Origin of the sequence: Bradyrhizobium sp. SEMIA (genome assembly GCF_014844175.1) — a bacterium.
Taxonomy (GTDB): Bacteria; Pseudomonadota; Alphaproteobacteria; order Rhizobiales; family Xanthobacteraceae; genus Bradyrhizobium; species Bradyrhizobium arachidis.
In genome coordinates this window covers 8,308,154-8,333,331 of the sequence record NZ_CP046601.1, presented here as the reverse complement: position 1 = coordinate 8,333,331, position 25,178 = coordinate 8,308,154, and the positions used below count along the sequence as shown (strand labels likewise).

At 58.9% G+C, this 25,178-nt stretch carries 11 protein-coding genes and 3 pseudogenes; 8 read left to right on the top strand and 6 right to left on the bottom strand.

The window, feature by feature from the left end; genetic code table 11:
- Nucleotides 1-125 precede the first annotated feature (125 nt).
- Nucleotides 126-1,211, bottom strand: a pseudogene (locus FOM02_RS39960) (recombinase family protein); the annotation flags it as partial.
- 4,405 nt (nt 1,212-5,616) lie between these two features.
- Between FOM02_RS39960 and FOM02_RS39955 the strand changes: the two are divergent.
- Both FOM02_RS39955 and FOM02_RS39950 read left to right on the top strand, forming a co-directional pair.
- Nucleotides 5,617-8,721 (top strand): efflux RND transporter permease subunit, encoded by a 3,105-nt coding sequence (locus tag FOM02_RS39955; protein ID WP_265441010.1) that lies wholly within the window; start codon nt 5,617-5,619, stop codon nt 8,719-8,721.
- A 413-nt stretch (nt 8,722-9,134) separates the two neighbouring features.
- Nucleotides 9,135-10,271 carry an MFS transporter gene (locus tag FOM02_RS39950; RefSeq protein ID WP_416207800.1) on the top strand — a complete coding sequence of 379 codons (1,137 nt, stop codon included), beginning with the start codon at nt 9,135-9,137 and terminating at the stop codon, nt 10,269-10,271.
- A 295-nt stretch (nt 10,272-10,566) separates the two neighbouring features.
- Here the strand turns inward: FOM02_RS39950 and FOM02_RS39945 are convergent.
- Both FOM02_RS39945 and FOM02_RS47410 read right to left on the bottom strand, forming a co-directional pair.
- A pseudogene (locus FOM02_RS39945) lies at nt 10,567-11,439 on the bottom strand (GDP-L-fucose synthase family protein); the annotation flags it as partial.
- Between the two features lie 297 nt (nt 11,440-11,736).
- A pseudogene (locus tag FOM02_RS47410) lies at nt 11,737-11,925 on the bottom strand (GDP-mannose 4,6-dehydratase); the annotation flags it as partial.
- A 992-nt stretch (nt 11,926-12,917) separates the two neighbouring features.
- On the opposite strand from FOM02_RS47410, the gene glmS reads away from it, so the two are divergent.
- The 3 genes from glmS to FOM02_RS39925 all read left to right on the top strand — a co-directional run bounded on the left by glmS (nt 12,918) and on the right by FOM02_RS39925 (nt 18,540).
- Complete coding sequence (gene glmS / locus FOM02_RS39935; protein WP_265442259.1) at nt 12,918-14,744, top strand: glutamine--fructose-6-phosphate transaminase (isomerizing); 1,827 nt, start codon at nt 12,918-12,920, stop codon at nt 14,742-14,744.
- Between the two features lie 1,107 nt (nt 14,745-15,851).
- Nucleotides 15,852-17,816, top strand: a complete 1,965-nt coding sequence (locus tag FOM02_RS39930; RefSeq protein ID WP_265441009.1) for a glycoside hydrolase family 127 protein — start codon at nt 15,852-15,854, stop codon at nt 17,814-17,816.
- 385 nt (nt 17,817-18,201) lie between these two features.
- Entirely contained in the window at nt 18,202-18,540 is a 339-nt protein-coding gene (locus FOM02_RS39925) for a hypothetical protein (RefSeq protein WP_322596934.1), read from the top strand.
- 911 nt (nt 18,541-19,451) lie between these two features.
- Here the strand turns inward: FOM02_RS39925 and FOM02_RS39920 are convergent.
- A complete protein-coding gene (locus tag FOM02_RS39920) occupies nt 19,452-19,763 on the bottom strand; it encodes a response regulator transcription factor (RefSeq protein ID WP_322596933.1) in 312 nt (103 codons plus the stop codon).
- 107 nt (nt 19,764-19,870) lie between these two features.
- Here FOM02_RS39920 and FOM02_RS39915 point away from each other — a divergent pair, with 107 nt between their 5' ends.
- Entirely contained in the window at nt 19,871-20,074 is a 204-nt protein-coding gene (locus FOM02_RS39915; RefSeq protein WP_035729922.1) for a hypothetical protein, read from the top strand.
- Between the two features lie 621 nt (nt 20,075-20,695).
- Complete coding sequence (locus FOM02_RS39910) at nt 20,696-21,988, top strand: c-type cytochrome (protein WP_027557124.1); 1,293 nt, start codon at nt 20,696-20,698, stop codon at nt 21,986-21,988.
- A 14-nt stretch (nt 21,989-22,002) separates the two neighbouring features.
- Here the strand turns inward: FOM02_RS39910 and FOM02_RS39905 are convergent, their stop codons facing one another.
- On the bottom strand, nt 22,003-22,296 hold the full coding sequence (locus tag FOM02_RS39905) for a hypothetical protein (protein ID WP_231164334.1): 294 nt from the start codon (nt 22,294-22,296) through the stop codon (nt 22,003-22,005).
- A gap of 4 nt (nt 22,297-22,300) precedes the next feature.
- Nucleotides 22,301-24,271, bottom strand: coding sequence for a 4Fe-4S binding protein (locus FOM02_RS39900; RefSeq protein WP_265442258.1), 1,971 nt, complete (start codon nt 24,269-24,271; stop codon nt 22,301-22,303).
- A 64-nt stretch (nt 24,272-24,335) separates the two neighbouring features.
- Between FOM02_RS39900 and FOM02_RS39895 the strand changes: the two genes are divergently transcribed.
- The gene (locus tag FOM02_RS39895; RefSeq protein ID WP_265441007.1) at nt 24,336-25,178 is read left to right on the top strand and encodes a biotin/lipoate--protein ligase family protein; all 843 of its coding nucleotides are present in this window, start codon (nt 24,336-24,338) and stop codon (nt 25,176-25,178) included.

Here is a 25,178-nt window from a genome sequence, read left to right as displayed (position 1 = left end):
TGCTGCTCAAGGCGCTGCCGTTTTGCATGTGAGGTGGCCGCGAGGCGCTTCCGTTCCTCAAGATACGTGCATACGTATTCTGAGATAACCTTCGGCGCGCGCAATTCGGCCTGTAGACCGTTGAGAACCGCGCTCTCGACAGTGTCCAAATAAAAAGTCTTGGCGTCCGGACAAGTGCCGCTCTCCGTCGCCGCCGAGCAGCGAATCCGAACGCGCCCCGATTTGTCCCGTCCATTCGTTGCCATACCCGAGCCGCATGAACCACAACGGAGTAAGCCAGATAGCATCCGACGGGGCCGACGTTGATGGCTGGGGTGGCCGTGGCTGCGCTCCCCTTTGCGTTGCTGGGCAGCTGTGAACAACTCTGGACTGACAATTGCAAGATGCGGCACTTCAGCGATCTGCCAGTCACTCCTCGGATTTGGTCGTGACAGGCGCTTCCCCGAGTCGGGATCTTTCACCATCCTGACTTTGTTCCAGATAAGGCGCCCCATATAGAGTTCGTTCAGCAGAATGCCGGCGCCCCTCTCTTGATTGCCATTGATTGTTGAGGCGTTCCAGGCTCGCCCCCGCGGAGGTGATACCCCCTCCTTATTGAGATCATGCGCGATCTCCCGAGGCGTACGACCGTCCACGTATTCCTGAAATATGCGGCGGATCACTTGTGCCTCGGTCTCGACAACCACTCGTTCGCCGCTTCTTCCAGTGACCGCGGCGTACCCGTATGTCAGACCGCCGCCAGCCAAACCTTGCTTGACCCGCCCCGCTTGGCCGCGACGCACTTTGTGCGCGTTGTCCTCACGATAGAGTTGTCCGACCAAACCGCGAAGGCCGACCAGCACGGTGTTAACGACTCCCTCGTGGACCGCCCGGATCTCGATCCCGAGAAATGACAGCCGCTTATGAATGCCAGCGAGATCTTCCATGTCGCGAGAGAGGCGATCGAGCGCTTCGACGATTACCACGTCGAAGGATCTCTCTCGCGCCTGGTCCAACATCCGCAGAAGGCCTTCGCGGCCCATGACGGACCCGCCTGAACGAGCCCGATCTTCATGGGTACTGACAACAGTCAAACCTTGGCGCTCGGCATAGCTTTGACAAAGTGAAAGCTGATCCTCAATCGACCGCTCGTTCTGCAGATCGGTTGAGAATCGAGCATAGATCGTCGCTCTTTTCCTTGTCGTCTCTTCGATTGGCGAGCTCTCTTTCATGATCTTCCCTCGCGGCCACACGAGCAAGTACTCGCGCGAGACGTAAGATCGCCTTGTCTGGATTCGTCTGCAAGACAAATTTGCGATCAGCTTCCCGCACGATCGAGCCTCTACGCCATCGCGAGGCTCAACGAGGTGCACGCACCCGCGCTGGCGCCAGTCGACAAGAGGTGGTGGGGACTGATCATCTCGAGCATCCTGCTCGGATGATAACTAAGTGCAACGGCCGCTATGAGCTCGTCGTGCAATCGGGTGCTTAATCGATGAAAAAGAGGGGAGCGAACGGCCTTGCTTGCGCCGAATTGATACTGCTCGGAGGGGCATATCGTCTCAATCTAGCGAATACCAGGGTGGAAACTCCGGGCTCCGTCACGGACTCTGTTCCAGCTATCGATTTCGCCACCAGTTCGCTCTGATTGGACCCGATGGCTCAAATGTCTCTAGCAGGTCTATCCAGGCGAGCGGAAATGATCTTCGCGGTTCGGGCAATGATCGGCGGACTACTAGGGCCAGGCCGATGAGCCTGGATATTGCGTGAAAACGGGCGCCGGGAGGAAATTTAGTTTTTGGAGCCGCTTCTTTTGGAAGATATCTCCCGCGTCGGCGCGTTCGTGGCATCCGAAGTTCTTGTCTTACCTGACAATCTCGCCGTAACTGATGAGCCAAGCGCGTCGGGAACTATATTGTTCGCCGCAGTCACAGCTTACGAGCGGCACTTTGGTCTAGGGACCGACGGCACACGGTAAGACCCACGCGCTCGACGTAATCGTCACCGGCGTCGAGAGACAACAACCTCCGAGTTTGGCGTAGTTACCTCGTGGCCCTTCGCCACCAGATAACTTCCCCGATGAAACAGGCGTTCGAACCAGCAAAGCGCACCATAGGTACCGATCTTTGACGAAATCGATGCCTTTCGCTGGCCCACGACCATTTGCCCCATGAGCGAAAGATGCACCAACAAGAGGCGGGAATGGCGAGCCGCAGGATGAGGCCCGAAGGTCTGATCAATTGATGTCCTCCTTTGCTTTACATGCCTCTCTGTGACGGCCGCAGGCGGCGACCGTATCAAACTCGTTATCAAAGAGACTTTGATACGACCGTTCCTATTCCAGTTTGCATTGAGGGTTGGGGTCTCATCGTGCCGATGAGCTCTGATGCGTCTTCAATACGTCCGCCACCGCGAAACGGCTCGAGTGTCGCGCTGTTCTCGACGGTTTACAACGTAGTGGTATTGCTCACGGCAGCCGTGGTGCGCATCGAACGACCGATATGATCGACCTCAGCATCAGATCCCCGAACCCATCACTTGCTTAACTGAGGTGAGAAGCACCGCGGGCAATCTATGCTGAGGAGGCACCGTAATCAGCTATCCACGGGCACCCACCGGAGCAGCGGGGAAGTTCAACCTGCCCAGGATCAGCGGGGCAAACGCGCATATCTTCAAGTTTGACCAGCAGTTTCTCGATCGCTGTGCATGACCACCAATGCTGGTAGGTCACCCGAGGACGCTCTATCGCTAAAGTGCCACCGTACCCTGAGGCGACGGGCCTCGCAGGAAAGCCGGGTGCCTTACCTTGTGATCCCCGGGGGCTAACTACTGAGCCAGCGGCACGTGATAGGGAAAGCTCCTTGATATAGGCGCCGAGTCGCATGCGCGCTGCTTTCTGTCGAACTCGCCAATTCAGTCTAGTTTAGACGCTCACAGGCTAATGGGCCTCATGAAGGCTTGGTAGCGCATTTTGGCGAAACGGACACAATCATCTTCGGTACGAGAACCTAGCGTGGAGCGGACGCCGGTAAGCGGCGCGGCGTATTCGGGTTCGAAAGCAACTGATGCGCGATCCGAATGGCCAGTCCTGCGCGGTCAAAAAGCCGGCACGAGCGGGGGGGCGTGAGGTCACTCAGTCATAAACGTGCAGTGGATTGGCTGCGCGCTATCCGGCGCGTTGCCCCGGAGCGGCTGCCGCTGATCGCAAACATGCCGAGTGGCTACTATCCGAGGGGTAAACGTCGATATTGCTCTCGGCGGCAAGCGGCCACATGGGCTGCTTTTCGTTATGTAAATTGCTGCGCAGGTCTGTCAGCTTTCGGTAAGCCAGCCCCGATAAACAATCGTTGGGTTTAACGGGGGCGTGGCATGGACAGCGCATGAGCTGAAGGACCACCATGTGCCGAGTTACGCTTCCGTTAAGCTCATTGCACCGCGGATGCGGCAGAGATCGTGCCTCATGATGCCCCCAGGCCGTCAGGCGCCGAGCCGTGTTCGCACTGCTTCCGACTTACGGGCTAGGTCTCGTTCTGGCAATATTACTCGTGTTGCGAGCGCTAAGCTCCCGATTAGCATTTTGCCACCGCTAGCTGAGCTTGGATCCTGTTAGCGGGGTTGCAGGGACAGCGCTGCCCCGTGGGGGACGAGCGCCGAGTGCTAAGTTCAATTAGCAATGGGGACGGGCAAGGGACAACGTCTGCGCCAGTGCCACCAAACGGCGCCGAGCCGCGCCGCACTGCTTCCGATCAATCATCACCAACCCCCTGGAAGGGAAGGAGGTTTGCCTGCGAAGCCGCGGCCGCGGTTATCTTGGTGCAATTGTGTCCGCCATGTGTAGCGACGACGACGCCGACTGCGTTGCCGGTACTCCCTGTCGTGGCTTTCGAGGTCTCGGATAAACTTTCCAAGGGACTGCCTCTATCGCGCTCCGTCTGGATTTAGTCCGTCAACGTTCTCACGTCTCTCATGCGCGTTTGGCTGTTCATTCCTGTTTATGCACAGCGTACGTGTCTGGGCATGCTGGTGTCTCCAATTTATCTAAGGGCGAAGACCTAGCTTAGAGAGCCGCCGGGTGAGGATGGGACCGACCGATTTTGGTAGGTGCCCTTCGGTACTTCTAGAAGATACAAGTTGATAGCCTTGAGGATTTGAGCCTCCCGGGAGCAAAGGTGGCCAACTCCAGTCTTCGTGACGGGGTTGGCCACCAGCGCTTGCGGCACTATGCCCACAGGGCAGCTCAGGCCAACAAATGCATATATTCGAGCGGCATATCATGTCCTTGCGGTCGCAAGCCCTTGCGGTGCTTGCGGCCAATCAAGCCCGTGCCGCCGATCAGTCGCTGGGACCATCAGATCGCGACGCCGCAATATTTAACATCGACGAAGTTCAGGCGATGCTAGCCATACTCGATTGCATGACGCCCAACCTGCGGCCGAACGAAGCACGGCAGATCGCTGCGCGCATACGCGCGCTTCTAGAGGGCCGCAAGGGGCAGCCGCTTCGAATAGGATGCCTCTGAGACCAATGTGAGTTTTCGGTCGGTTGTCCATCCCTGAACGAGGAAGCTGAAGATGCCGAATCTTTAGCGTATTCCCGTGAGGATCGGATGGATACCCATAAGAATGCGCCTCTGACGCGGAATGGCCGAGGGGCCATAGTGCCAAGCGTAATCGTAAGGTGGCGTGACGAAGACTGCAGCGCGCTGCAGTTTCACCAAACGGCCAAGCGTTCCGCGAAGAAGGCTTGGATGGACCGTGATCGCTGCATAAGACATTTGGCAACGCCAAGCCAAACCCTGGCTGCCACGTGCCCGGAAGTCGGAGCGTTCGACGACCGCGCCGCACAGGTAAAACAGATCGCAACCGAGGCCACTGCTGCGCCCCGCGGCGCTTTGTGCGGTCGCCTATGTTGGCTCAACGCGGCTGATCGACAACGTAATACTGGCGTTGCCAACCCGGTAGCGTAATGAGTGGCCAAACCGTGCGCAGTGTATCGAGCAAGAAACACTCAAGCCACTGTTACGAGAGGCGGATCGAGCTGGTAGCAGAGGGCGAGCGCCGATACGAATTTGTTCGGCGCGTCAGCCAAGCGACAGTGCGTGCGCACGGAATGTGTGGGGCCGTGAACGTTGTGTCCGGCAACCCTGTAAGTCTTGTTGGCGGCGATCAGCGGCCAATTCGACAAACCTTGGTTTAGTGCTTTGCAGCCGATGCTATATCACCCACTTACCTTTGTAGAGTTGAGCGCCGGTTAGATCGTTTGTACTTTCGATGTCGAACCTAGATCATTCGATCTGCAGTTCAGTGCGAAGTTTGAACTGATGCCTTGCCAGAAGTCGGCGCGTTCCAATCAGGTGTTGAGACGAACGTCTTGTTGCACGCAAAAAGGGCAGGAGCTTCCTAGAAGGTGCCACTATCGAGATCCCGATCAGCCACCAGATCAACGGAATAGCACTTTATTGAGCGACGAAATTGGAAGCGGAGGACAGGGCGTCCGCGCTCGCCAGCGCGTGAGCTCTTAGAGTAGCCAATAACGCGTCGCTTGTGCTCGGGTCTCTAGTACAGTCGCCGCATTGATGATCATCGCTGGTGTACGTTGCCGGCGAATTTGCATACCCCTCTTGAAATGCGAGTCGAGATGGCATTTACCGAGCTTTTCATCAAACGTCCGGTATTGTCTGTCGTCGTTAGTTGCCTGATCTTACTGATCGGCGTTCGCGCGGCCACCGTACTGCCGATCCGGCAATATCCCAAGCTATCTAATACGGTCGTCAATATCACGACTTCCTATCCTGGGGCCTCGGCCGACACGATCCAGGGGTTCATCACCACTCCCCTGGAGCAGGCAGTCGCTTCCGCCGAGGGCGTCGACTACGTTATTTCCTCATCGGTGCTCGGTACCTCCACGATCCAAGTCTACATCAAGCTCAATTTTGATCCCAATGAAGCGCTCACCGAGGTGCTCTCCAAGGTAAACTCAGTTAAATACTTAATTCCGAAGGAATCGAACGATCCGGTCGTCACTAAGTCGACCGGTCAGGCCACCGCTGTCATGTATATCGCCTTCTCCAGCGAGGAACTGGCGGCCAGCGCGATCTCCGACTACCTCGCGCGCGTTGTGCAGCCCGCTATGTCAACGGTCGACGGCGTCGCAGCGGCAGACATCCTGGGCGGCCAGAGCTTTGCGATGCGGCTATGGCTCGATACCGCGAAAATGGCAGGGCACGGCGTGTCGCCGGCCGAAGTGTCGGCTGCACTCGCCGCTAACAACTTCCAGGCCGCGGCCGGCCAGACCAAGGGCTATTTCACTATCTCCGATGTCACGGCAAACACGGATCTGCGGAGTGTCGATGACTTCAAGCGCATGATCGTCAAATCCAATGACGGTGGCTTTGTGCGCATAGCGGATATTGCGACAGTCGAGCTTGCCGCGCAGACCACTGACACTAGCGTCGCTATGAACGGCGAGCACGCGGTCTTTATCGGCGTCCGAGCAAGCCCGCAAGGCAATCCGCTAAACATAGCGCGAGGCGTTCGGGCGCTGTTTCCAGAAATGGAGCGTAACCTGCCGCCGTCACTGAAGATGAACGTGGCCTACGACTCCACCAAATTCATTCAATCGTCGCTCGATGAGGTGGAGAAGACGCTCATCCAAGCTGTCGTGATCGTGGTGGCGGTAATCTTCCTTTTCCTGGCGTCGCTGCGGTCGGTCATCATTCCTGTGGTCACTATTCCGCTCTCGCTTGTTGGTGTCTGCAGCATGATGCTGGCGCTGGGGTTTTCATTCAATCTCCTGACGTTCCTTGCGATGGTTCTCGCAATCGGTCTCGTGGTTGATGACGCGATTGTTGTGGTGGAGAACATTCATCGCCATTTGGAAGAAGGTGCGCCGCCTCTAGAGGCTGCTATAAGTGGCGCGCACGAGATCGTCGGCCCCGTTGTCTCCATGACGATTACCTTGGCTGCGGTATATGCTCCAATCGGGTTTCTCGGCGGCCTCACTGGCGCGCTGTTCCGCGAGTTTGCGTTTACGCTGGCAGGAGCGGTGATCGTGTCGGGCGTGATTGCTTTGACCCTATCGCCGATGATGTGCTCGGTCTTCCTGAGGCGCGCAGAGGGGGGGCGGTTTGCAACATTTGTGAACCGCGGGTTCAGCACCATGACACGATGGTACGGCCGAAAGCTCGACCGCTCGCTCGACTATCGTCCGATTACCGGCCTGTTTGCGCTGACCATGCTAGGCCTCGTCGGCTTTCTTTATGTGAATACTTCCAAGGAACTCGCACCCGAGGAGGATCAAGGTATCGTATTCGCTTTAACCAAGGCGCCGAGATACGCCAATATCGACTACCTCGATTATTACGGCACCAAGCTCGAACACGCGCTCCAAAAATTTCCAGAGACCGATTTGAGCTTTGTACTCAATGGTGTTGGCGGCCAGCAGAGTGGCATGGCTGGCATGTTGCTCAAGGCATGGGACGAGCGCAAGCGCTCATCGATCTTGCTTAAGTCGCTCCTCCAGGCCGAGCTGTCCAAAATTGAGGGCATCAACGCGTTTGCCTTTAGTTTGCCGCCACTTCCGGGCGGCTCGGATGGCCTACCAGTGCAGATGGTGATCAATTCGACGTTTGACTTCCAATCCGTCTACGAGCAGATGTCGAAGCTGAAGGAAGCCGCGCAGAAGAGCGGTCTATTCATGGTGAGCGACTCCGACCTCGAGTTCAACCGGCCGGTGGTACGAATCAAGGTTGATCGATCCAAGGCCAACGAGCTTGGCATCACCATGCAGACCATCGGAAGCGCGCTCGCCACCTTACTCGGCGGAAACTACGTCAACCGCTTCAATTTGCAGGGCCGCTCCTACGAGGTGATCCCGCAGGTGCCCCGCGAAGAACGCCTGGCGCCGCAAGCAATCGGGAGCTATTATGTGAAGACTGCGGGGGGCTCGATGCTTCCGCTTTCGACCGTAGTCTCCATCGAGACTGCAACCGATCCGAACGCGCTCACCCACTACAATCAGCTCAACTGCGCGACCTTTCAGGCTGTGCCGATGCCCGGCGTCACGATCGGTCAGGCTGTGGACTTCCTGGAAGCGGAGGCGAAGAAACTGCCCGCAGGCTTCAGTCACGACTTCCTTGCCGACGCGCGCCAATATGTGCACGAGGGTAACCAACTGGCCATTGCCTTTGCATTTGCACTCATAATCATATTCTTGGTGCTTGCGGCGCAGTTCGAAAGTCTGCGCGATCCCCTCATCATCCTGATCAGCGTGCCGATGGCAATCGTCGGCGCCTTGATCCCGCCATTCTTTGGCTGGGCGACGATGAACATCTACACCCAGATTGGACTGTTGACACTGGTCGGGTTAATTTCCAAGCACGGCATCCTGATGGTTGAGTTCGCCAATGAGCTGCAGCTCAAAGAGAGACTTAACCGTCGCTCGGCTATAGAGATGGCGGCGCGCGTCCGACTGCGTCCGATCTTGATGACCACTGCGGCGATGGTCACGGGCTTCATACCCCTGATGACCGCAACGGGAGCTGGCGCCGCGAGTCGCTTCTCGATCGGGCTCGTGCTCGTCGCGGGCATGTCTGTGGGCACGCTGTTCACGCTCTTCGTGCTGCCGGCGGTCTACGTCGCGATCGCGTCCGATCATCGTGCCGATGCGAGCTCCGGCCGCGCGAAGATCGCTGCCGATCTCGACCTCACCGGCGCTGCTGATGCCCAGATGGCCAAGCAATGACGATCAAATCAATCCAGGTTCGCTCAGTGTGGTGCGCGAAGGAGCCTGCGATCGCTTCACGTTACCTTACGAATCGAGATCTTCACGCCCCGTTGGCTTTGCGAGGTTTGTAGGCTTTGCGACAAAGCCACAGTGAGCGTTGCGCCTCCGGTTGTCGCAGATCAGCAAAAACTGTCACCCTCTTATGGCCAGCTTAACCGGGAAGGAACAACCGGCACACCCTATCCACGGGCTCGACGATCACCGTCCGCTTGCCTAGTGAGGTAGTCTACTAATTTTTGTGACGGCATTGCATTTGCAGGGATAAAAAATGCCAGCTTGAGGCCATCATTGTCGATAGCGCCGCCTGCAGGCGACGCACGCAGGATGAGGGGCGTCGCGCTCGCGACCCCGTTCTCTCAGGAGCGCCCGTGATACTGCCTGCTAATTGGTCTGCCGGCCCGCTTGGGATCCGGCTCGCATTTTTTGTGGCCGGATTCGGCCTCGCGGCCTGGGCGCCTTTGGTGCCCCTCGCCAAGGAGCGGCTCGCGGTCGGTGACCGCATGCTTGGTTTTCTGTTGCTCTGTCTCGGAACGGGATCCGTTATCGCGATGCTTTTGACCGGCGTATTGAATGCGCGGTACGGCAGCAAGCCCATTATCATTGGGGGTGGACTTGGACTCGCGATCTTATTGCCGTGCCTTGGAATTGCCAACACACCGGTCAGGCTCGGTGCTACGCTGTTTGCTTTCGGCGTTTCACTGGGCTCGATCGATGTAGCCATGAACATTCACGCGATTGAATTGGAGCGCGTCACGGGCCGTCCATTGATGTCTGGCTTCCACGCCCAGTATAGCATTGGGGAATTCACCGGCTCTGCCGCCGTGACCTCGCTCCTGTCGCTGCAGCTTGGCCCGCTTTTTTCGACGTTGGTCTGTTCGGCGCTGATGACGATCGCGATTGCGTCGGCCTGGCCGGGGTTGCTCGCGGCGGGGGCGGGGCAGCAGGGGCCATCGTTTGTTTTGCCCAATCGCAGTGTGTTGCTAATAGCTGTGCTCGCGGCCATCACTTTCCTTGTCGAAGGTTCAATGCTCGATTGGAGCGCTTTGCTTCTCGTTGAACGAGATCTTCTCGCGGAAGCGCATGGGGGCATTGGTTGTATGCTCTTCTCAATCGCAATGGCCGCAGGGCGTCTCGGTGGAGATGCCGTGGTGGCGCGAATCGGTGACCGTGCCATATTGATACTTGGGACTCTGCCGATCGTAACAGGATTCTTGGCTGTGGTGGCCGCGCCCGTTGCGTTAATTGCTATGGCGGGGTTCCTGCTCATTGGATTGGGCATTTCTAATGTTGTACCTGTACTTTGTCGACGCGCCGGCAAACAGAAAATAATGCCGCCAGCCGTTGCGATCGCGGTTGTCACGACAGCCGGCTACGCGGGTATACTCGTTGGACCCGCCGGCATTGGGCTCGTCGCGCACATGTTTGGCTTGCGCGTGGCGTTTGGGATATTGGGCGCGCTCATGTCCATCGTTACGCTGTCAGCGAGGATGATGACAGACCATCGCTAAGGCGTTGGCCGAGCGGAAAGGGACACCAGTAAGCTTCCGACTAATGACCGTCCAGCGGTCGGCACTTAGCGGCTTAGAGACGATGAGCTCTCGACTTCATGGTAGCAGGTCTCGATCATGGCCATGGTGGTTGGCTGCGTCGTAGCTAGGATACACCGCGTCACTTGGGTTCTTGGCGTCCGACCGACCCCGGCGACAATGAACGCTTGTCAACTGCGAAGCAAAGTTGGAGGACGTGAGCGGCAAGTGCGCTCGGCTGGACATTCACCGCGGATTGATGCTAGGATTGGGCCCGTTATCCCGGAACAGGCAGATCACTTTGGTACCGTTCATCGCCGTCGGCGCGATACGCCCGGTACGCCAGCTGAATGCCGTCCTCAAGCGAGGTCGTGGCGCGCCAGCCGAGCTTGGACAGCCGCCCGACATCGAGCAGCTTGCGCGGTGTGCCGTCAGGGCGCGACGTGTCGAATCTGATCTCACCGCGAAATCCGATGGCGGCCGCAACCATGAGTGCTAACTCGGCGATGCTGATGTCCTCGCCGGTACCGATATTGACCAATTCCGGCGAGGAATAGGTCTTCATCAGATGGATGCAAGCGTCGGCGAGATCGTCAACGTAGAGAAATTCGCGGCGCGGCGTGCCGGTGCCCCAGACCACAACGCTCTTCGAGCCCGCGAGCTTTGCCTCGTGGAAGCGGCGGACCAGGGCGGCAACCACGTGGCTGTACTCGGGATGATAATTGTCGCCGGGGCCGTAGAGATTGGTCGGCATCACGCTGATGAAGTCCCTGCCATACTGGCTGCGATAGGCCTCCACCATCTTGATGCCCGCGATCTTGGCGATCGCATAAGGCTCGTTGGTCGGCTCCAGCGGGCCTGTCAGCACGGAATCCTCGCGCAGCGGCTGCGGCGCCAGCTTCGGGTAGATGCAGGACGAGCCCAGAAACATCAGCTTCTCGGCACCGTTCTGGTGCGCGGCATGGATCACGTTGGCCGCGATCGCAATGTTGTCGTAGATGAATTCGGCGCGCAGCGTGTTGTTGGCGACGATGCCACCGACCTTTGCGGCGGCAAGAAAGATCACCTGCGGCCGCACGCGCGCGAACCAGTCGAACACCGCGGCCTGGTTGCAGAGATCGAGCTCGCGGCGGTCCACCGTGACGAGCCTCGCATAGCGCGGATAGAACGGCGTGGTCTCCTTCTGCGGGATCTCCTGCACGAGGCCGTAGAGCTCGGAGGTCGAGGCCTGGTAGAACCGCGTCTGCTTCTCCATGCCGAGGATGCGGATCGCCTCCAGGAGGCGCAGCACGCCGATGGCGTCGGCATTGGCGGTATATTCCGGGCTCTCGAAGCTGACGGCGACGTGGCTCTGGGCGGCGAGATTGTAGATCTCGGTAGGGCGGATCTGCTGCATCAGGCGGATCAGATTGGTCGAATCCGTCATGTCGCCATAGTGCATCAGGAACGGCACATTGCCGACATGCGGGTCCTGGTAGAGGTGATCGACGCGCGCGGTGTTGAACGAGGACGAGCGGCGCTTGATGCCGTGCACGATATAGCCGAGCGACAGCAGATATTCGGCGAGATAGGCGCCGTCCTGCCCGGTGACGCCCGTAATCAGCGCAACGCGCCGTTTTGACTCCTGAGCCGCCATGGTTTCCCTTAGTAGTAGCGCCGCAAAGAAATACCATTGCGAAGCCGTTTCTCGAAAAATCTAGATGCGCACACGCGCTCCACCCGCAATTAAAAGAAAGCGATCGTTAGCTCAGTCATACACATCATGCAGGAATGCACACTATATACATTCATTTATATCTGGACTGAAGGATGCCAACTCATTGAGCTTCAAGAATGAAGCCCAGTAATCCTAGCGACGCGATGTTCCTAAGCAGGCGAGATGGATGGCAAAACGCCCTTACGCGTGCTCGCGGCGCGTTTGCCCCTGGGCGACATTTGTAATGAGATAGAAGCGGCGGTCTGTGCTCCTTATCTGTCCTCAGGAGCAAGTGTCCATTTCGTGCGGTCTCGTCATGGCGTGGGAGAGCGACGTCGCATTCGTCAATGCATCTGTCGGAATGGCGGCACGCAAGTCAGAACACAGCCAAAACTTGCTCATAGAGCCGCAGTCTACAAAGCGCTTTTAACTTCAGAACAGAACACGCAATCTTGGGTCGACTCATCAACCATGTTCTGTGCCGTTGCTATGTCCAGCTCGCGGCAGGCAGTGAGGGGCGAGGCGCGACAAAGTGAGAAAGAGTAGCAAACGTTGGTATAGATCGACGAACGTTTCGATATCGAGAGCTTACTTTCGTACAATGGAGCTTCGGCGCCAATCCTTTAACCTGGCCGAGCGTAAATTGCCTCGGTTCAAGTATGATAAGTCTCCTAAACCCGCGCTGGAAAAACGTGTCCAGTAAAGCGGAACAATTCAAGCTAGAGCTGCTGCGCCGTTTGTACTCGATCATCAGTTACAAGTGGAATGTAGCCGCGCGAAGCGATGATGGCTGAAAGAGATCTAACTCACGCTTGTGAATGCGGCGGCGGTACAGGCGGTCGCGAAAACCGAACTCGACACCTGTTACCATCGGGTAAGCGAATTTCATGACCGGGTTCCTGACTCCTTAAACTTGGGCTGCATTGATCGATATGTGTGGAATTGTTGGTATTTTGGGGCGTGGTCCGGTCGTTGGGCAGTTGCTGGCCTCGCTCAAGAGATTGGAATATCGGGGCTACGACTCCGCAGGCCTCGCGACTCTCGAAGGTCTCAATATCGAGCGCCGCCGCGCTGAAGGTAAGCTGAGAAACCTTGAGGAGCGGCTGCGCTATTATCCGCCGTCGGGTCACACGGGAATCGGTCATACCCGCTGGGCGACCCATGGAAAGCCGACCGAGAGCAATGCTCACCCGCATGCGACGGAAAATGTCGCGGTCGTTCATAACGGGATCATTGAGAATTTCCGCGAGTTGCGAGCCGAACTGGAGCGGAATGGAGCCCATTTTAACTCAGAGACAGACACAGAGGTGGTGGCGCATCTCGTCGAATCTTATCTCAAGAAGAGTTACTCGCCGCAGGATGCGGTACAAGCGTCGCTGCCCCGGCTGCGCGGTGCCTTCGCGCTGGCGTTCCTGTTCAAGGCCCACGACGATCTTTTGATCTGCGCGCGTAGGGGGTCGCCCCTTGCGATCGGGCATGGTAACGGCGAAATGTATCTAGGATCGGATGCGATCGCGCTCGCGCCTTTGACCGACACTATCACCTATCTTGAAGACGGCGACTGGGCCGTGCTTACGCGCACGATGTACGTGATCTATAGCGTAGACGGATCTGTCGTCGAGCGGGAAACATCAAAGTCTGGCGTATCGTCCCTCCTTGTGGACAAAGCGAATTATCGCCACTTTATGGCCAAGGAAATTCACGAACAGCCGACAGTGGCCGGCAAGACATTGGCGCATTATCTCGACACGGCGGCCGAGCGCGTCGCCCTGCCGCTCACATTGCCATTCGACTTTAGATCCATTCAGCGCATCTCAATTACGGCGTGCGGCACTGCAAGCTATGCCGGGCACATCGCCAAATACTGGTTCGAGCGGCTGGCGCGCTTGCCTGTCGAGATCGATGTGGCGTCCGAGTTCCGCTACAGGGAGGCGCCATTGCGCCCGGGCGATCTCGCGATCGTCATCTCGCAGTCGGGCGAAACCGCTGACACGTTAGCTGCGTTGCGATACGCCAAGGACCAGGGCGTGCACACGATATCTGTTGTCAATGTCCCGACGTCGACGATTGCGCGGGAGAGCGAATCCGTTCTGCCGACGCTGGCGGGGCCAGAAATCGGCGTCGCCTCCACCAAGGCATTCATCTGCCAGCTGATGGTATTGGCCGCGCTCGCCGTCGCAGCAGGCAAAGAGCGCGATAAACTGTCTGAGATCGAGGAAACGAAGCTTGTGCGTGCGCTTATCGAAGTGCCGCAGTTGATTGCTACGGCACTGTTGATTGAGCCGCAGATCGAGAAGCTCGCGCGTTATATCGCCGACACAAGGGACGTGCTCTATCTAGGTCGTGGTACATCGGCCCCCCTGGCACTGGAGGGCGCCCTCAAGCTGAAGGAAATTGCCTATATCCACTCAGAAGGTTATGCCGCCGGCGAGCTCAAGCACGGACCGATCGCGCTGATAGATGAGGCAGTGCCTGTGGTGGTGATCGCGCCATATGACGAGGTCTTCGAGAAGACCGTCTCGAATATGCAAGAAGTTGCGGCTCGGGGCGGCAAGATCATCCTGATGACCGATTCGAAGGGTGCTTTGGAAGCAACGGTGGACACACTCATGACCATTGTGCTGCCGGAGATGGTCGCAAGCTTTACGCCAATGGTCTATGCCATTCCGGTTCAGCTCTTGGCTTACCATACCGCGCTCGTAAGGGGCGCGGACGTGGACCAGCCGCGTAATCTAGCAAAATCGGTGACTGTGGAATGAGGCGGCAGTGTCATATTTGAGCGGTGAGGCCACTAATGGAGTGGGCGAGTTCAAGGAGAACGATCCCATTATCAACAGCTAAATCGTAGACCGATCCAGCTCGATGAGCAGAGTCAGTCCTGCTTCCGTCATCATCGTTAGCCGGCCAACGCCAATGGCGTGAACGTTACCATGCTGTCGTTCGAGCGGAACGGTCGATAACAAGTGGGAATTACGCACAATTGGGAGATCCAAGTCGGCTCTCGGCTATCCAGCCTGCTATCTGCTTTGCAGGGCCAAATCAGCTTGAAGCTCGGTGCACAAAAGTGACTCTCTAACTCATCCTCCCACCTTGCCGAAGCCGACGAGCAGGTCGGTGCACACACCAGCTTCGAGCCGCTCCGTCGTGGATTGTTCACTGGCGGCGCATACGCGCAACAACCTACTTTTCCCGATTGCCCACATCCGCCCACATGTCGGGCACGTCGAGCATGCACTTCGACTCCCTGCGACGATTGCTTAGGATTAGCAATCAAGTTTGTCGCTTCGCGCCTAGCAGCGGCTCACGCAATCCTGTTGGACGCATACGCGTCACTGCGGCCCTCCCAGCTGCTACGTGTCATCAAATGGATTGTTAGAAACCGAACATTCTCGCGCTAGGTCGAGGGCCTATAATCAAGTGCAGGGGGCGTCGCACCGGAAAGACGCGGTGCCCCCGGCTGTAGCGGCAGGAGAGTACTACTATTCTATCCAGCGACGGCCGACCCGCTCATATCGCAGGATCAACCAGCCTTGCAGCGACGCGGGATTTAGCACGACTGGCAAATTCGGTTGGTGGGCAGCAATCGCATTGGGCTCCTACGGGGAGCCGCAGATCTGGTTGACCAGAAGAACCGCTCCTTATTCCGGGCACGGGATTTGCTGTCCTGCTCCTCGACGGACTGCTCTCAACGCATGTCTGGGAGGGCGGCGCCTTAGGGCAGCCTCTCCATTTGATCGTTTTGAAGCTCGCCCCGAGAGTACGAGTGTGTAGCCGAAAATCTCAGGGCGACAAGCTCAACAACGCAATCGTGGTGAGATGGCTTGCCAAGCGAGGTCTCCGCTCGCCACACTTCAAGGAGGAACGCGATGAATGAACGAAATGTGGGCGAAGTCGATCTTCACAACCTACAGGTCTCGGATCCACTGATTGGGCAATGCCAGCAGCTGGTCAGGGAAGTGGCAATTCCCTACCAATGGGAGGTGCTAAACGATCGCAATCCCGAGGTGATACCGAGTCACGCGGTAGAGAACTTCCGCCTTGCTGCCGGGCGTGCGAGCGGCGAGTTTCATGGCACGGTTTTTCAGGACAGTGACGTCGCAAAATGGCTTGAGGCGGCTGCATGGTCGCTATGCCAGGCACCCAATCCAGAGCTGGAGAAAGCCGTCGACGAGCTGGTTGAATTGATTGCGGCCGCCCAAAGCGGCGACGGTTACCTCAACACTTATTTCATACTGAACGCGCCTCAGGAGCGCTGGACCAACTTAACGGAGTGTCATGAGCTTTATTGTGCTGGCCACTTGATTGAAGCGGGTGTCGCATTCTTTCAGGGGACTGGCAAACGGCGGTTGCTGGAGGTCGTTTGCAGGCTTGCTGACCACCTCTGCACCGTTTTCGGCCCAGAGTGCGATCAGTTGCACGGCTATGATGGCCATCCAGAAATCGAACTTGCGTTGGTACGCCTCTACGAAGCGACAAAAGAGCAGCGATATCTCACGCTGGCTAATTATTTCGTAGAGCAACGCGGCACGGAGCCACACTTCTACGACATTGAGTACGAGAAGCGCCAGCAATCCTGCGTGCCCAAATCCGGTGCCGCGCCTTGGATGGTAAAAAACAAAGCGTATAGCCAAGCGCACTTGCCGCTTTCGGAGCAGCGGACCGCAACCGGTCATGCGGTTCGTTTTGTATACCTCATGACGGCAGTAGCTCATCTCGCGCGTCTGCGCCAGAACGAGCAGGAGCGCCAAACTTGCCTGCGGCTATGGCAAAACATGGTTCAGCGCCAGATCTATATTACCGGCGCCATCGGCTCGCAAGGCGCCGGCGAAGCGTTCAGCAGCGATTACGATTTGCCAAATGATACGGCGTACGCGGAAAGTTGCGCGTCGATTGGGCTGATGATGTTCGCGCGCCGCATGTTGGAGATGGAACTGGACGGCCGCTATGCCGACGTGATGGAGCGCGCGCTCTACAATACCGTTCTCGGCAGCATCGCGTTCGACGGGCGTCACTATTTCTATGTTAACCCGCTCGAAGTGCATCCCAAAACGCTAAGGTCTAATGGCATCTACAATCACGTCTCGCCGGTTCGACGACGCTGGTTTGGCTGCGCGTGCTGCCCACCGAACATCGCACGCCTTTTCACATCGATTGGTCACTACATCTACACGCCCAGCACCGACGCGCTCTATGTAAATCTCTACGTTGGTAATAGGGTGGCAATATCCGTCGACGGACATGCGCTGCGGTTGCTCATAAGCGGCAGCTATCCCTGGAGAGACCAGGTGGAAATCGCCGTCGAATCTGCGCCGCCAATTGCCCACACGCTCGCCCTGCGCCTGCCGGAATGGTGCAGCGCGCCGCAGGCGAGCGTGAACGGCGAGCCCGTGAATTGTGAGCCGCGCAAGGGCTATTTGCACATTCGCCGAACGTGGCGGCAGGGAGATCGCGTCAAACTATCGCTACCAATGCAAGTGCGTCGCGTATACGGCCATCCACAACTTCGCAATTTGGCCGGCAAGGTGGCCATCCAGCGTGGGCCCTTAATTTATTGTCTGGAGGAGGCCGACAACGGGACCGAGTTACACAACCTTTGGCTTAATGCGGACAGTCGGTTTTCACTTATCGAAGGAACTGGTCTCTTTAGTGGCAAGATATTGCTGCAGGCCGACGGGACGCGGTTGCAGCACACGCATTATGAAGAAGCGGCGCTTTATCACTACGACAAAGTGCCTGGACAGCTAGAACCGCAGCAGCTGACATTCATTCCGTTGTTCAGCTGGGCTAACCGCGGCGAAGGCGAAATGCGGATTTGGGTAAATGAGCGTTGACGCCGAACGCCCGGTCGCGTTTCCACGAGCCGACGTTAGGCTACGTTTCTGAGCAGGCGATATCGTTGCTCAAATTCTGCAAATGGGCCAATCCGTTGAAGGTGGTCCGCGAGTTCCACTGGAACGTCGAAAAGAAAACCCGGATATGAGACGGCGATCAACCAAATTCCTAATAAAGGAGCTTCCTCGGAGCTGTTCGCGACCTCTTATCAAAACCTGGCGAATGCCAACGGCACGAGCGTGTGTCCCCGTGTCGTTCAGAAAGAAGTCCTATGACAAGCCAACGTGAGGGCGGCCACGTCAGGTTTTGCTAAGCCAGGCTCCCTATCAGCGCCGCTAGGCCCAAGACGCCAAAACTAGATGCGACCACGGGACTACCTCTACTGTGGATTTTCGAGTCGTTCATCCGCTTGTCGAGAACGCTGGCGATATCCTGCTCGAGCACCAGCTTCGAATGGACGGCGAACAGCCGCTGCTCAATTCGCGTCCGGCTAATCCGGAAGCAAGAGCCCGTGCGGCAAAGATGGGATTCGTCGAGGTTGACGCCGACAACATGGTTCTCGACCCAGAGAAGTCAGACAAGTGGGTAAGGAAAAGCGACGGCAAATGGCAGCGAAAAGGCGCTCCTGCGCGGTATCTTTCCAAAGCTGACGACAGTGAAGGTAGTGATACCGAATTCCCAGCGAGCCGCTCAGCATACGATTATGAGGATGATTTTATGTGACCATGGGATCACCGGAGATTGGGCCCGATGGAGTAGACTAATCTAGCCTGCTCCGGGCTCCTCTGTGCTTATGGCCTTTTCGGCTGAGAGTTCCTCTGAGTTGGCTCAGAAGACTGCCCCCAGAGTGCTCCTTGGCCCGGCGGTTGCTGAGTTGTTTGAGCGTTGGAAGTAGGGGGCTGACTGCGCAAGGCAATTACGGCAATGCTCGCTGCGGCGAGGACCTGCATGGGATGCCGCCAAAGTGCGCCCGGCCCCCCAGGGGCCTGGCGTGTTGCGCCGAGCACCTTGGGCGGCTTGGAGGCAGAAGCCCCCTACAGAGGACGGCCTACGAAGTAGTAAGCGCGTCGCGCCTGCCGTGAGTCGGTCGGCAAGGAAATGCACAGCGAAGCGGCGTTTATGGGCAAGACGGCCGGCATACGTCAACGGACATAACGACGCCGTGAGCGCGCATCGTGCAGAGCTCTTTCACCAGAAAAGGCTCAACACAACACGCGAGCGGTTGTCCTGGCGAAGCTCCGTTATCATCGTCACTGCAGTCGGGCTGCGAACAGCCAATCTCTTGCTTTACCGAGCGCTCTTGCGCCAGCTCCACTCTGCGGTGAAGTATATAGCCTCGATCCAGACGAGTTAAGAAGTGCTTAAGTCGCCGACTGCGTGAGCGTTAAGTTGAACGTTGACCTACAGAATGAGCCGAGCCAACGTGCCCTTCCGGTCCTCGCAGCGATAAGATTGTTCTGCGCCAAACTAGGCGCCCGGCGATAGTTGGTAAAGCTTGGACAGGGCAACGATTCGCCCTCTCGTTCGCTTTTTAGAGCAACTAGCGTGTTTGACTCCGAAGAGGTTGATCGGTGGCGAGATCGACGCGTGGAGCGTTTAGATCGCACAGCAATTCAAGCCGCATGTTGATTGCATCAGATGCCGCCTCGGCCGTTCAGCGCGGTGTCGAGGCACTCGATTAACGTTTGTCCGGCAAAGGGTTTGGCGAGGAAGCCAATCGCTCCGGCACCCAGCGCTGACGCGCGCACGCGGTCGTTGGGGAAAGCGGTAATGAAAATGAATGGTGCGTCGTAACCCTGTGTCCGCATCTCTGCCATCAGCTCCAGGCCGCTCATAGGCGACATCTGCATATCGGTAATGACACAGGACGTCTCGCCCAATTGCGGGGACCTCAGGAGTTCCTCGGCCGACGCAAATATTTGGGCGATGTAGCCACGCGATTTCAAAAGATTCTCTGTCTCAAGAGAAAGAGAGATGTGAGGGATCTCACACGGGGATTTCGACTCTTGCACTAGTCAGAGCTTCGACTCTCGTAGAACCGCTGGAGGTTCGCATGAAGCTTCTGATGATCTCTGGCCTGGCCGGGCTGGCCGTTTTCGTCGCTGCGGCGAATATGGCATCGCATCCATTACCGGCGGGTCGCACATCGGTAGCAGGGATGCCCCCTTTGCAAGAGATGCAAATGCAACGAAACAAATTGCCGGTTGAAGATTTCGCAGATCGATCTCTTGTGTTTCCAAGGGAGACACCGCAGTGAGAACAGCGCCGGCGCGTCTCAACTGATAGTGATCGAACCGGACGACTTGGTCGGCTCGTATGCCTTCGAGCAGGTTCGACGCGCCAAGCGGCTGGCCGGGGCGCGACTGTCGCAAGCACTGCTCAAGGACTCATGAAAATCGGGGCAATCCCGATGGGGTCGCCAACCAGCCCCACGGATTGAAGCCGCGCGCGGTGGACGTCGACTTCAAGGGCAGCCAGGAGGAGGGCTAACACTGCGACGACGTAGACCAGGAGTGGCGACGCGTGCTGCGTGCCGGGATCACGATTTCGCGGCGGCAACGCGCGAAAGTGCCGCAACCGCGAGATGAGCTGCAAATAGGCCTTCAGGTGTATTTGCATATCCGGCCTCGGTCTGTGAGGCGCCTTTGGGAAGACTGCGACCGCGTAGATCGCCATTCAAGGCGCCGCTTGTCGCACCTGGAACCCAACACGAGCTACCCTCGTTGAGCTGGATCAAATGGATGCGCTCTTGCCCACAGGCCAAGCCTGTCGGCCATCGATCGATGGCGGAATCGACGACGTCCGGCATTTGGCCGTGGCGCGAAAGCCGGGCAGAATGGCACGGTGGGCGCTTCGCCGTGACTGTCTCCGACGGCCAATGGATTTGACATTGCGTCTCGCCACCGCCCTTCTGACGGCATCGCTGCTCCTCCCGCTGCTGCCTGCGCAGGCGCAATTGGCGGGGCACGGCGGGCCTGTTCGCGCGATCGCCGTTTCAGCCGACGGCAAGACAATCTTGTCGGGCAGCTTCGACACTGCCGCGATCCGATGGTCCCTCGCAACCGAGTCCGCCGAGCAGGTCCTTCGCTTCCATTCGGGTGCGGTGAATGCGGCTGCCTTCCTCGGCGATGGACGAATGGCAACGGCTGGTGCGGACGGCCAGATTGCTATCTGGACGCCGGGCCGGCTGCAACCAGATTTGGTTGTCGCCGGGCATACGGGACCCATTGTCGGGCTCGCCGTTTCACCCGATGGATCGAAGCTGGCATCCGCCTCGTGGGACCACACCGTGCGGATTTCATCGCTGTCCGACGGTGGGACGAGCGTTTTGGAAGGTCACTCGCAAGGTGTGAACGGCGTGGCCTTTGCTCCCGACGGAAAATCGCTGGTGAGCGTTGGCTACGATCTGACAGTGTGCATTTGGCCTCTGCCGGGCGGCAGCCCCGAGATCGTTACGATGCCGGCGCCGCTGAATGCGCTCGCCATCGCGCCCGATGGCGAAATCCTCACCGGTGCGGCAGACGGCAAGCTGCGCATGATGACCGCCGATGGCAAGGTGAACGGCGAGGTCATGGTTGGCGCCAGGCCGATCGTGGCGCTGGCGATCTCGCAAGACGGTGTTTTGATCGCCGCAGGGGCGATTGACGGCACCGTCGCGATCGTCGATCGCAAGGCGCGCAACGTGATGCGCACGATCGCTGGGTTCGGGGCGCCGGTCTGGTCGGTTGCGTTCTTGCCCGATGGTACGACGCTCCTGACTGGCGGTGCCGACGGCAAGATCAGGCGCTGGAATGCGCTGACCGGAGCGGCGATCGGGTCGAGCGTACTGGGTACACCGGTGGATCCGCTCGCTTCCTATGCCGGCGATCACGGCGCCGAAATCTTCAGGGCCTGCGTCGCCTGCCATACATTGTCGGAGGCTGAGGTGCAGCGTGCCGGACCGACGCTTGCGGGACTCTTCGGCCGGAAGATCGCCTCGCTTCCGGGCTATCACTTCTCCGACGCGCTCAAGGCGATGGATATCGTCTGGACGCCGGAGACCGTCTCAAGACTGTTCGAGATCGGGCCGAACGCCTACACACCCGGCACCAAGATGCCGGAGCAGCACATCGGTTCGGCCGAGGACCGCCGCGCGCTCACGGACTTTCTGGCGCGTGCGACGTCGAAATAGCTGGCAACAACGCTCTAATACCCCGGCCATTGCTCCACGGGCATGTTTGTTAGCTCCGGGTTCTCCTTGAGCATGCGGGCGACGTCGATGCTGGGATGTTCCTTGAGCGCCGTCACGACACATTGGTTGACGTATTTCCGGCGTGACAGCCACTTGATCTTCTTGCCCTTGGCCTCGGCCTTGCAGGCGACGATCGCCCGTTTGAGCGCGACCTTTTCCACCTTGGTGAGGGCGGCGGCCTCGACGGCCGTGCCGGCAAGGGCCGTGATGGCAAGGCAGGTCGCAACACCCATCATGGAACGAGGCATGCGGCTATTCCTTTTTCTCGCGTTGACGCAGATAGTCATCCGTCGTCCGTGGTGGTGCGCGTTCCGGAACGTCCTGGATCGGATCGAACTGCTCTTCGCTCATGACAATGACGCGACAATCGGCGCACATCCGCAAGGCTTCGGTTCGGCGGTCCCCGGTGGGATACATCCAATGGCGCCCCTCGAGCTTTGTCGCGATCCGATCGATGGTGCTCTTCACGCCGAAAGGCGTGCCGCAGCGAACGCAAAGGGCCGGTTCTTCTTCCTTGATCACGCGCGCCGGCGCGCGCCTGGTCCGGAAGTCGATCTGCGGGGTGAGCGTGATGACCTTCTCGGGACAGGTGCTCTCGCACAGACCGCACTGCACACAGGCGTCCTCCACGAATTTGAGGACGGGATGCTCAGGATCGGCGCGAAGCGCGCCGGTCGGGCAGACAGAAACACACGACAGGCACAGCGTGCAACCGCCGGCGTCAACGGTGATTGCACCGATCGGTGCACCCTCGGGCAAGGCGATCACGTCGACCGGCTTTGGCGCGAGACGATGCAATTCACTCAGGCCAAAGCGGAGCAGATCGCCCCGCTTACCGACTGTCCGGAAAGTCGCTGGATTCTCGAGACCGGCGAGGGAACCCATCCCCGTCAGTTGGTCAGCCAGGGTGTCGGGATCGTCGGTTTCGATCGTGGCCACGCGGCGGCCGTCAAATCCGAGCCCGGCAAGGATGGTCTCGGCCATGATGATCGTCTGCAAAAGTCCGGACACGCCGTGTCGCGGCTTGGCGCGTAGGAGGAACCGCACTGCCGCCGCGCCATACGCGAATGCGCCGATAACGGCCTCCAGGCCGACCTGCGTCAACTCGTTGACGGCGAGGGGAAGCACGTTGGCCGGCAATCCGTCGCCATGACGGGCGAGCGCATCGATCAGCGGCGTGCCGTGCTGGCTGTCGTGCAGCAGCAGCACCGGATGGGTGCCGCCGGCCTCGCGATAGGCGAGCAACATGGCGCGAAGGATCTGCAATTGGGTGTCTGCGGGCGGCAGCGCGTAGGATGCAGCTCCTGTGGGGCAGGCGGCCGCGCATTGCCCACAACCTGCGCAGACTTCTGCATTGACCGCGACATGGTCGCCGTCCGGCGCAATCGCGCCGGTAGGGCATAAGTCAAGGCAGCGATGGCATCCGGTCAGCTTCGAGCGCGAATGCGCGCAGAGGCTGGGTGTGAAGTCGATATATCTCGGCTTGTCGAAACTTCCGACGAGATCGCGAGCGGCAAGCACCGCGCGCAGCACCGCCGCGGGATCTCTCGGATCGGCGCGGAGATAGCCGTCCCGCAGGTCGTGCGCGGCAAATAGCGGTGGCTCGCCGGAGAGGTCGAGCACCAGATCGCAACGCGAGGTCGCCCCGTTGCGCCGGGCCTCGAATACGAAGTGGTCGCGCGAAGAGGGGCGCGGTCGTGCGTAGTCGTCGATCGTGAGCTCGAAGGCACCAAAATGTCCCCGCGCGTTGCGGATCGTGCCTGTTACGATCGGAAACACTGCCGCGGGAGGCGGCGTAACGTCTGTCGGCTGCCTGAGCATCACCGTGACATCGAGATGGTCTGCGAGCAGCCGCCCGGCTTCGATCGCGGCCTCGTCGCGTCCATAGATCAGGACGATGCCGTCGCTCGACAATGTGACCAGCGGATAGTCGGGTGCGGGAATCGCGGCGGCCGCCAGCAGAGCGGCCATCTTCGCACCCGCATTGGCGCCGTCGTGCGACCAGCCCGCCGTCTCGCGGATGTTGACGAAAGTGATCCCGTTGGGGAGGTCGCCGGCCTCTTCGGTGAACTGGGCAGCCTGCTGCGTGCAGGCGACCGTCAGCGGACCATCCGCCTTTGCCGCCTTGCGGAAATGATCGAGCTCCGCGCCGCAGAGATGGCGAAAGCTTCTGATCTCGCAGTTGGGGCATCCCCGCTGGATCGCAGCCGTGTCAAGACGCATCGTGTCTTCGCACGAGCAGATCAGGACGGTCTTCGCTGGCTGGTCCAGGTGAATCCCTCCGTCAGTGCGGCGCCGACTTACGGACTCGCGCCGTTCCTGCACCTCGTATAGATTTTCACTATCGGGAAGAAAAGGAAAGTGGAGGACGGCCTTGCGGTCGACCCCAACCAGCCACGTTTCCCTGGCGGAACCGATCCATCTGCCGCCGCCCTTCACGCTCGTCCGGTTGCGCGAGAGCGGAGACGCCTTTGCCCATGCTTGCCGCATTGCACCCAAGCACGGCGCCGGCACATTGGTGTGTGTCGGGCGGTTCGATCTCGCCGAATTCGCCGTGGTGCTCGAGCCCGGCGAAAACTTGAGCACCGCGCGGCGCGCCTTCTACGCCGGCATGGTCGCGCTCACCGACGCTCTTCGCGCCTATGCGCCGCCTAACAAGACGGTTGTGATCGGTTGGCCTGGCTCCGTCGAGATCGACGGCGGGCTCGTCGGAGGAGGGCGGATGGGGTGGCCATCGTCCGCGCGCGAGACTGAGCGGCCCGCATGGCTGGTGTTTGGCGCCATGATCCGGACCGTCGCCATGGCCGATCAGGGACCCGGCGTTCGTCCGCTCGCGTCCGCGCTGGATGAGGAGGGGTTCGGCGAAGCGGGCGCCGACCAGGTGACCGAGAGTTTTGCACGGCACCTGATGCGGGTGATCGATCGTTGGCAGGTCGATGGCTTTGACAGCGTCGCACGCGACTATCTCAGCCGGGTTCCCCATGAGCGGCGCACCGTCGTGAGGATCGACGAGGGCGGCGACCTCCTCGCGCGTCACGTCGGTACCGGCAGGGTTGAGCGGAGCGAGCTCGTCAAAGCGCTCGCCGCACTATCCTGGCTCGATCCGAAACTCGGAGGGCCAAGGATGTGA

What these genes read in the sequence shown, in the direction of transcription:
- FOM02_RS39955 (WP_265441010.1), top strand. Translation starts at nt 5,617, where the DNA reads ATGGCATTTACCGAGCTTTTCATCAAACGTCCGGTATTGTCTGTCGTC.
- glmS (WP_265442259.1), top strand. Translation starts at nt 12,918, where the DNA reads ATGTGTGGAATTGTTGGTATTTTGGGGCGTGGTCCGGTCGTTGGGCAG.
- FOM02_RS39930 (WP_265441009.1), top strand. Translation starts at nt 15,852, where the DNA reads ATGAATGAACGAAATGTGGGCGAAGTCGATCTTCACAACCTACAGGTC.
- FOM02_RS39915 (WP_035729922.1), top strand. Translation starts at nt 19,871, where the DNA reads ATGAAGCTTCTGATGATCTCTGGCCTGGCCGGGCTGGCCGTTTTCGTC.
- FOM02_RS39910 (WP_027557124.1), top strand. Translation starts at nt 20,696, where the DNA reads ATGGATTTGACATTGCGTCTCGCCACCGCCCTTCTGACGGCATCGCTG.
- FOM02_RS39905 (WP_231164334.1), bottom strand. Translation starts at nt 22,296, where the DNA reads ATGCCTCGTTCCATGATGGGTGTTGCGACCTGCCTTGCCATCACGGCC.
- FOM02_RS39900 (WP_265442258.1), bottom strand. Translation starts at nt 24,271, where the DNA reads ATGCGTCTTGACACGGCTGCGATCCAGCGGGGATGCCCCAACTGCGAG.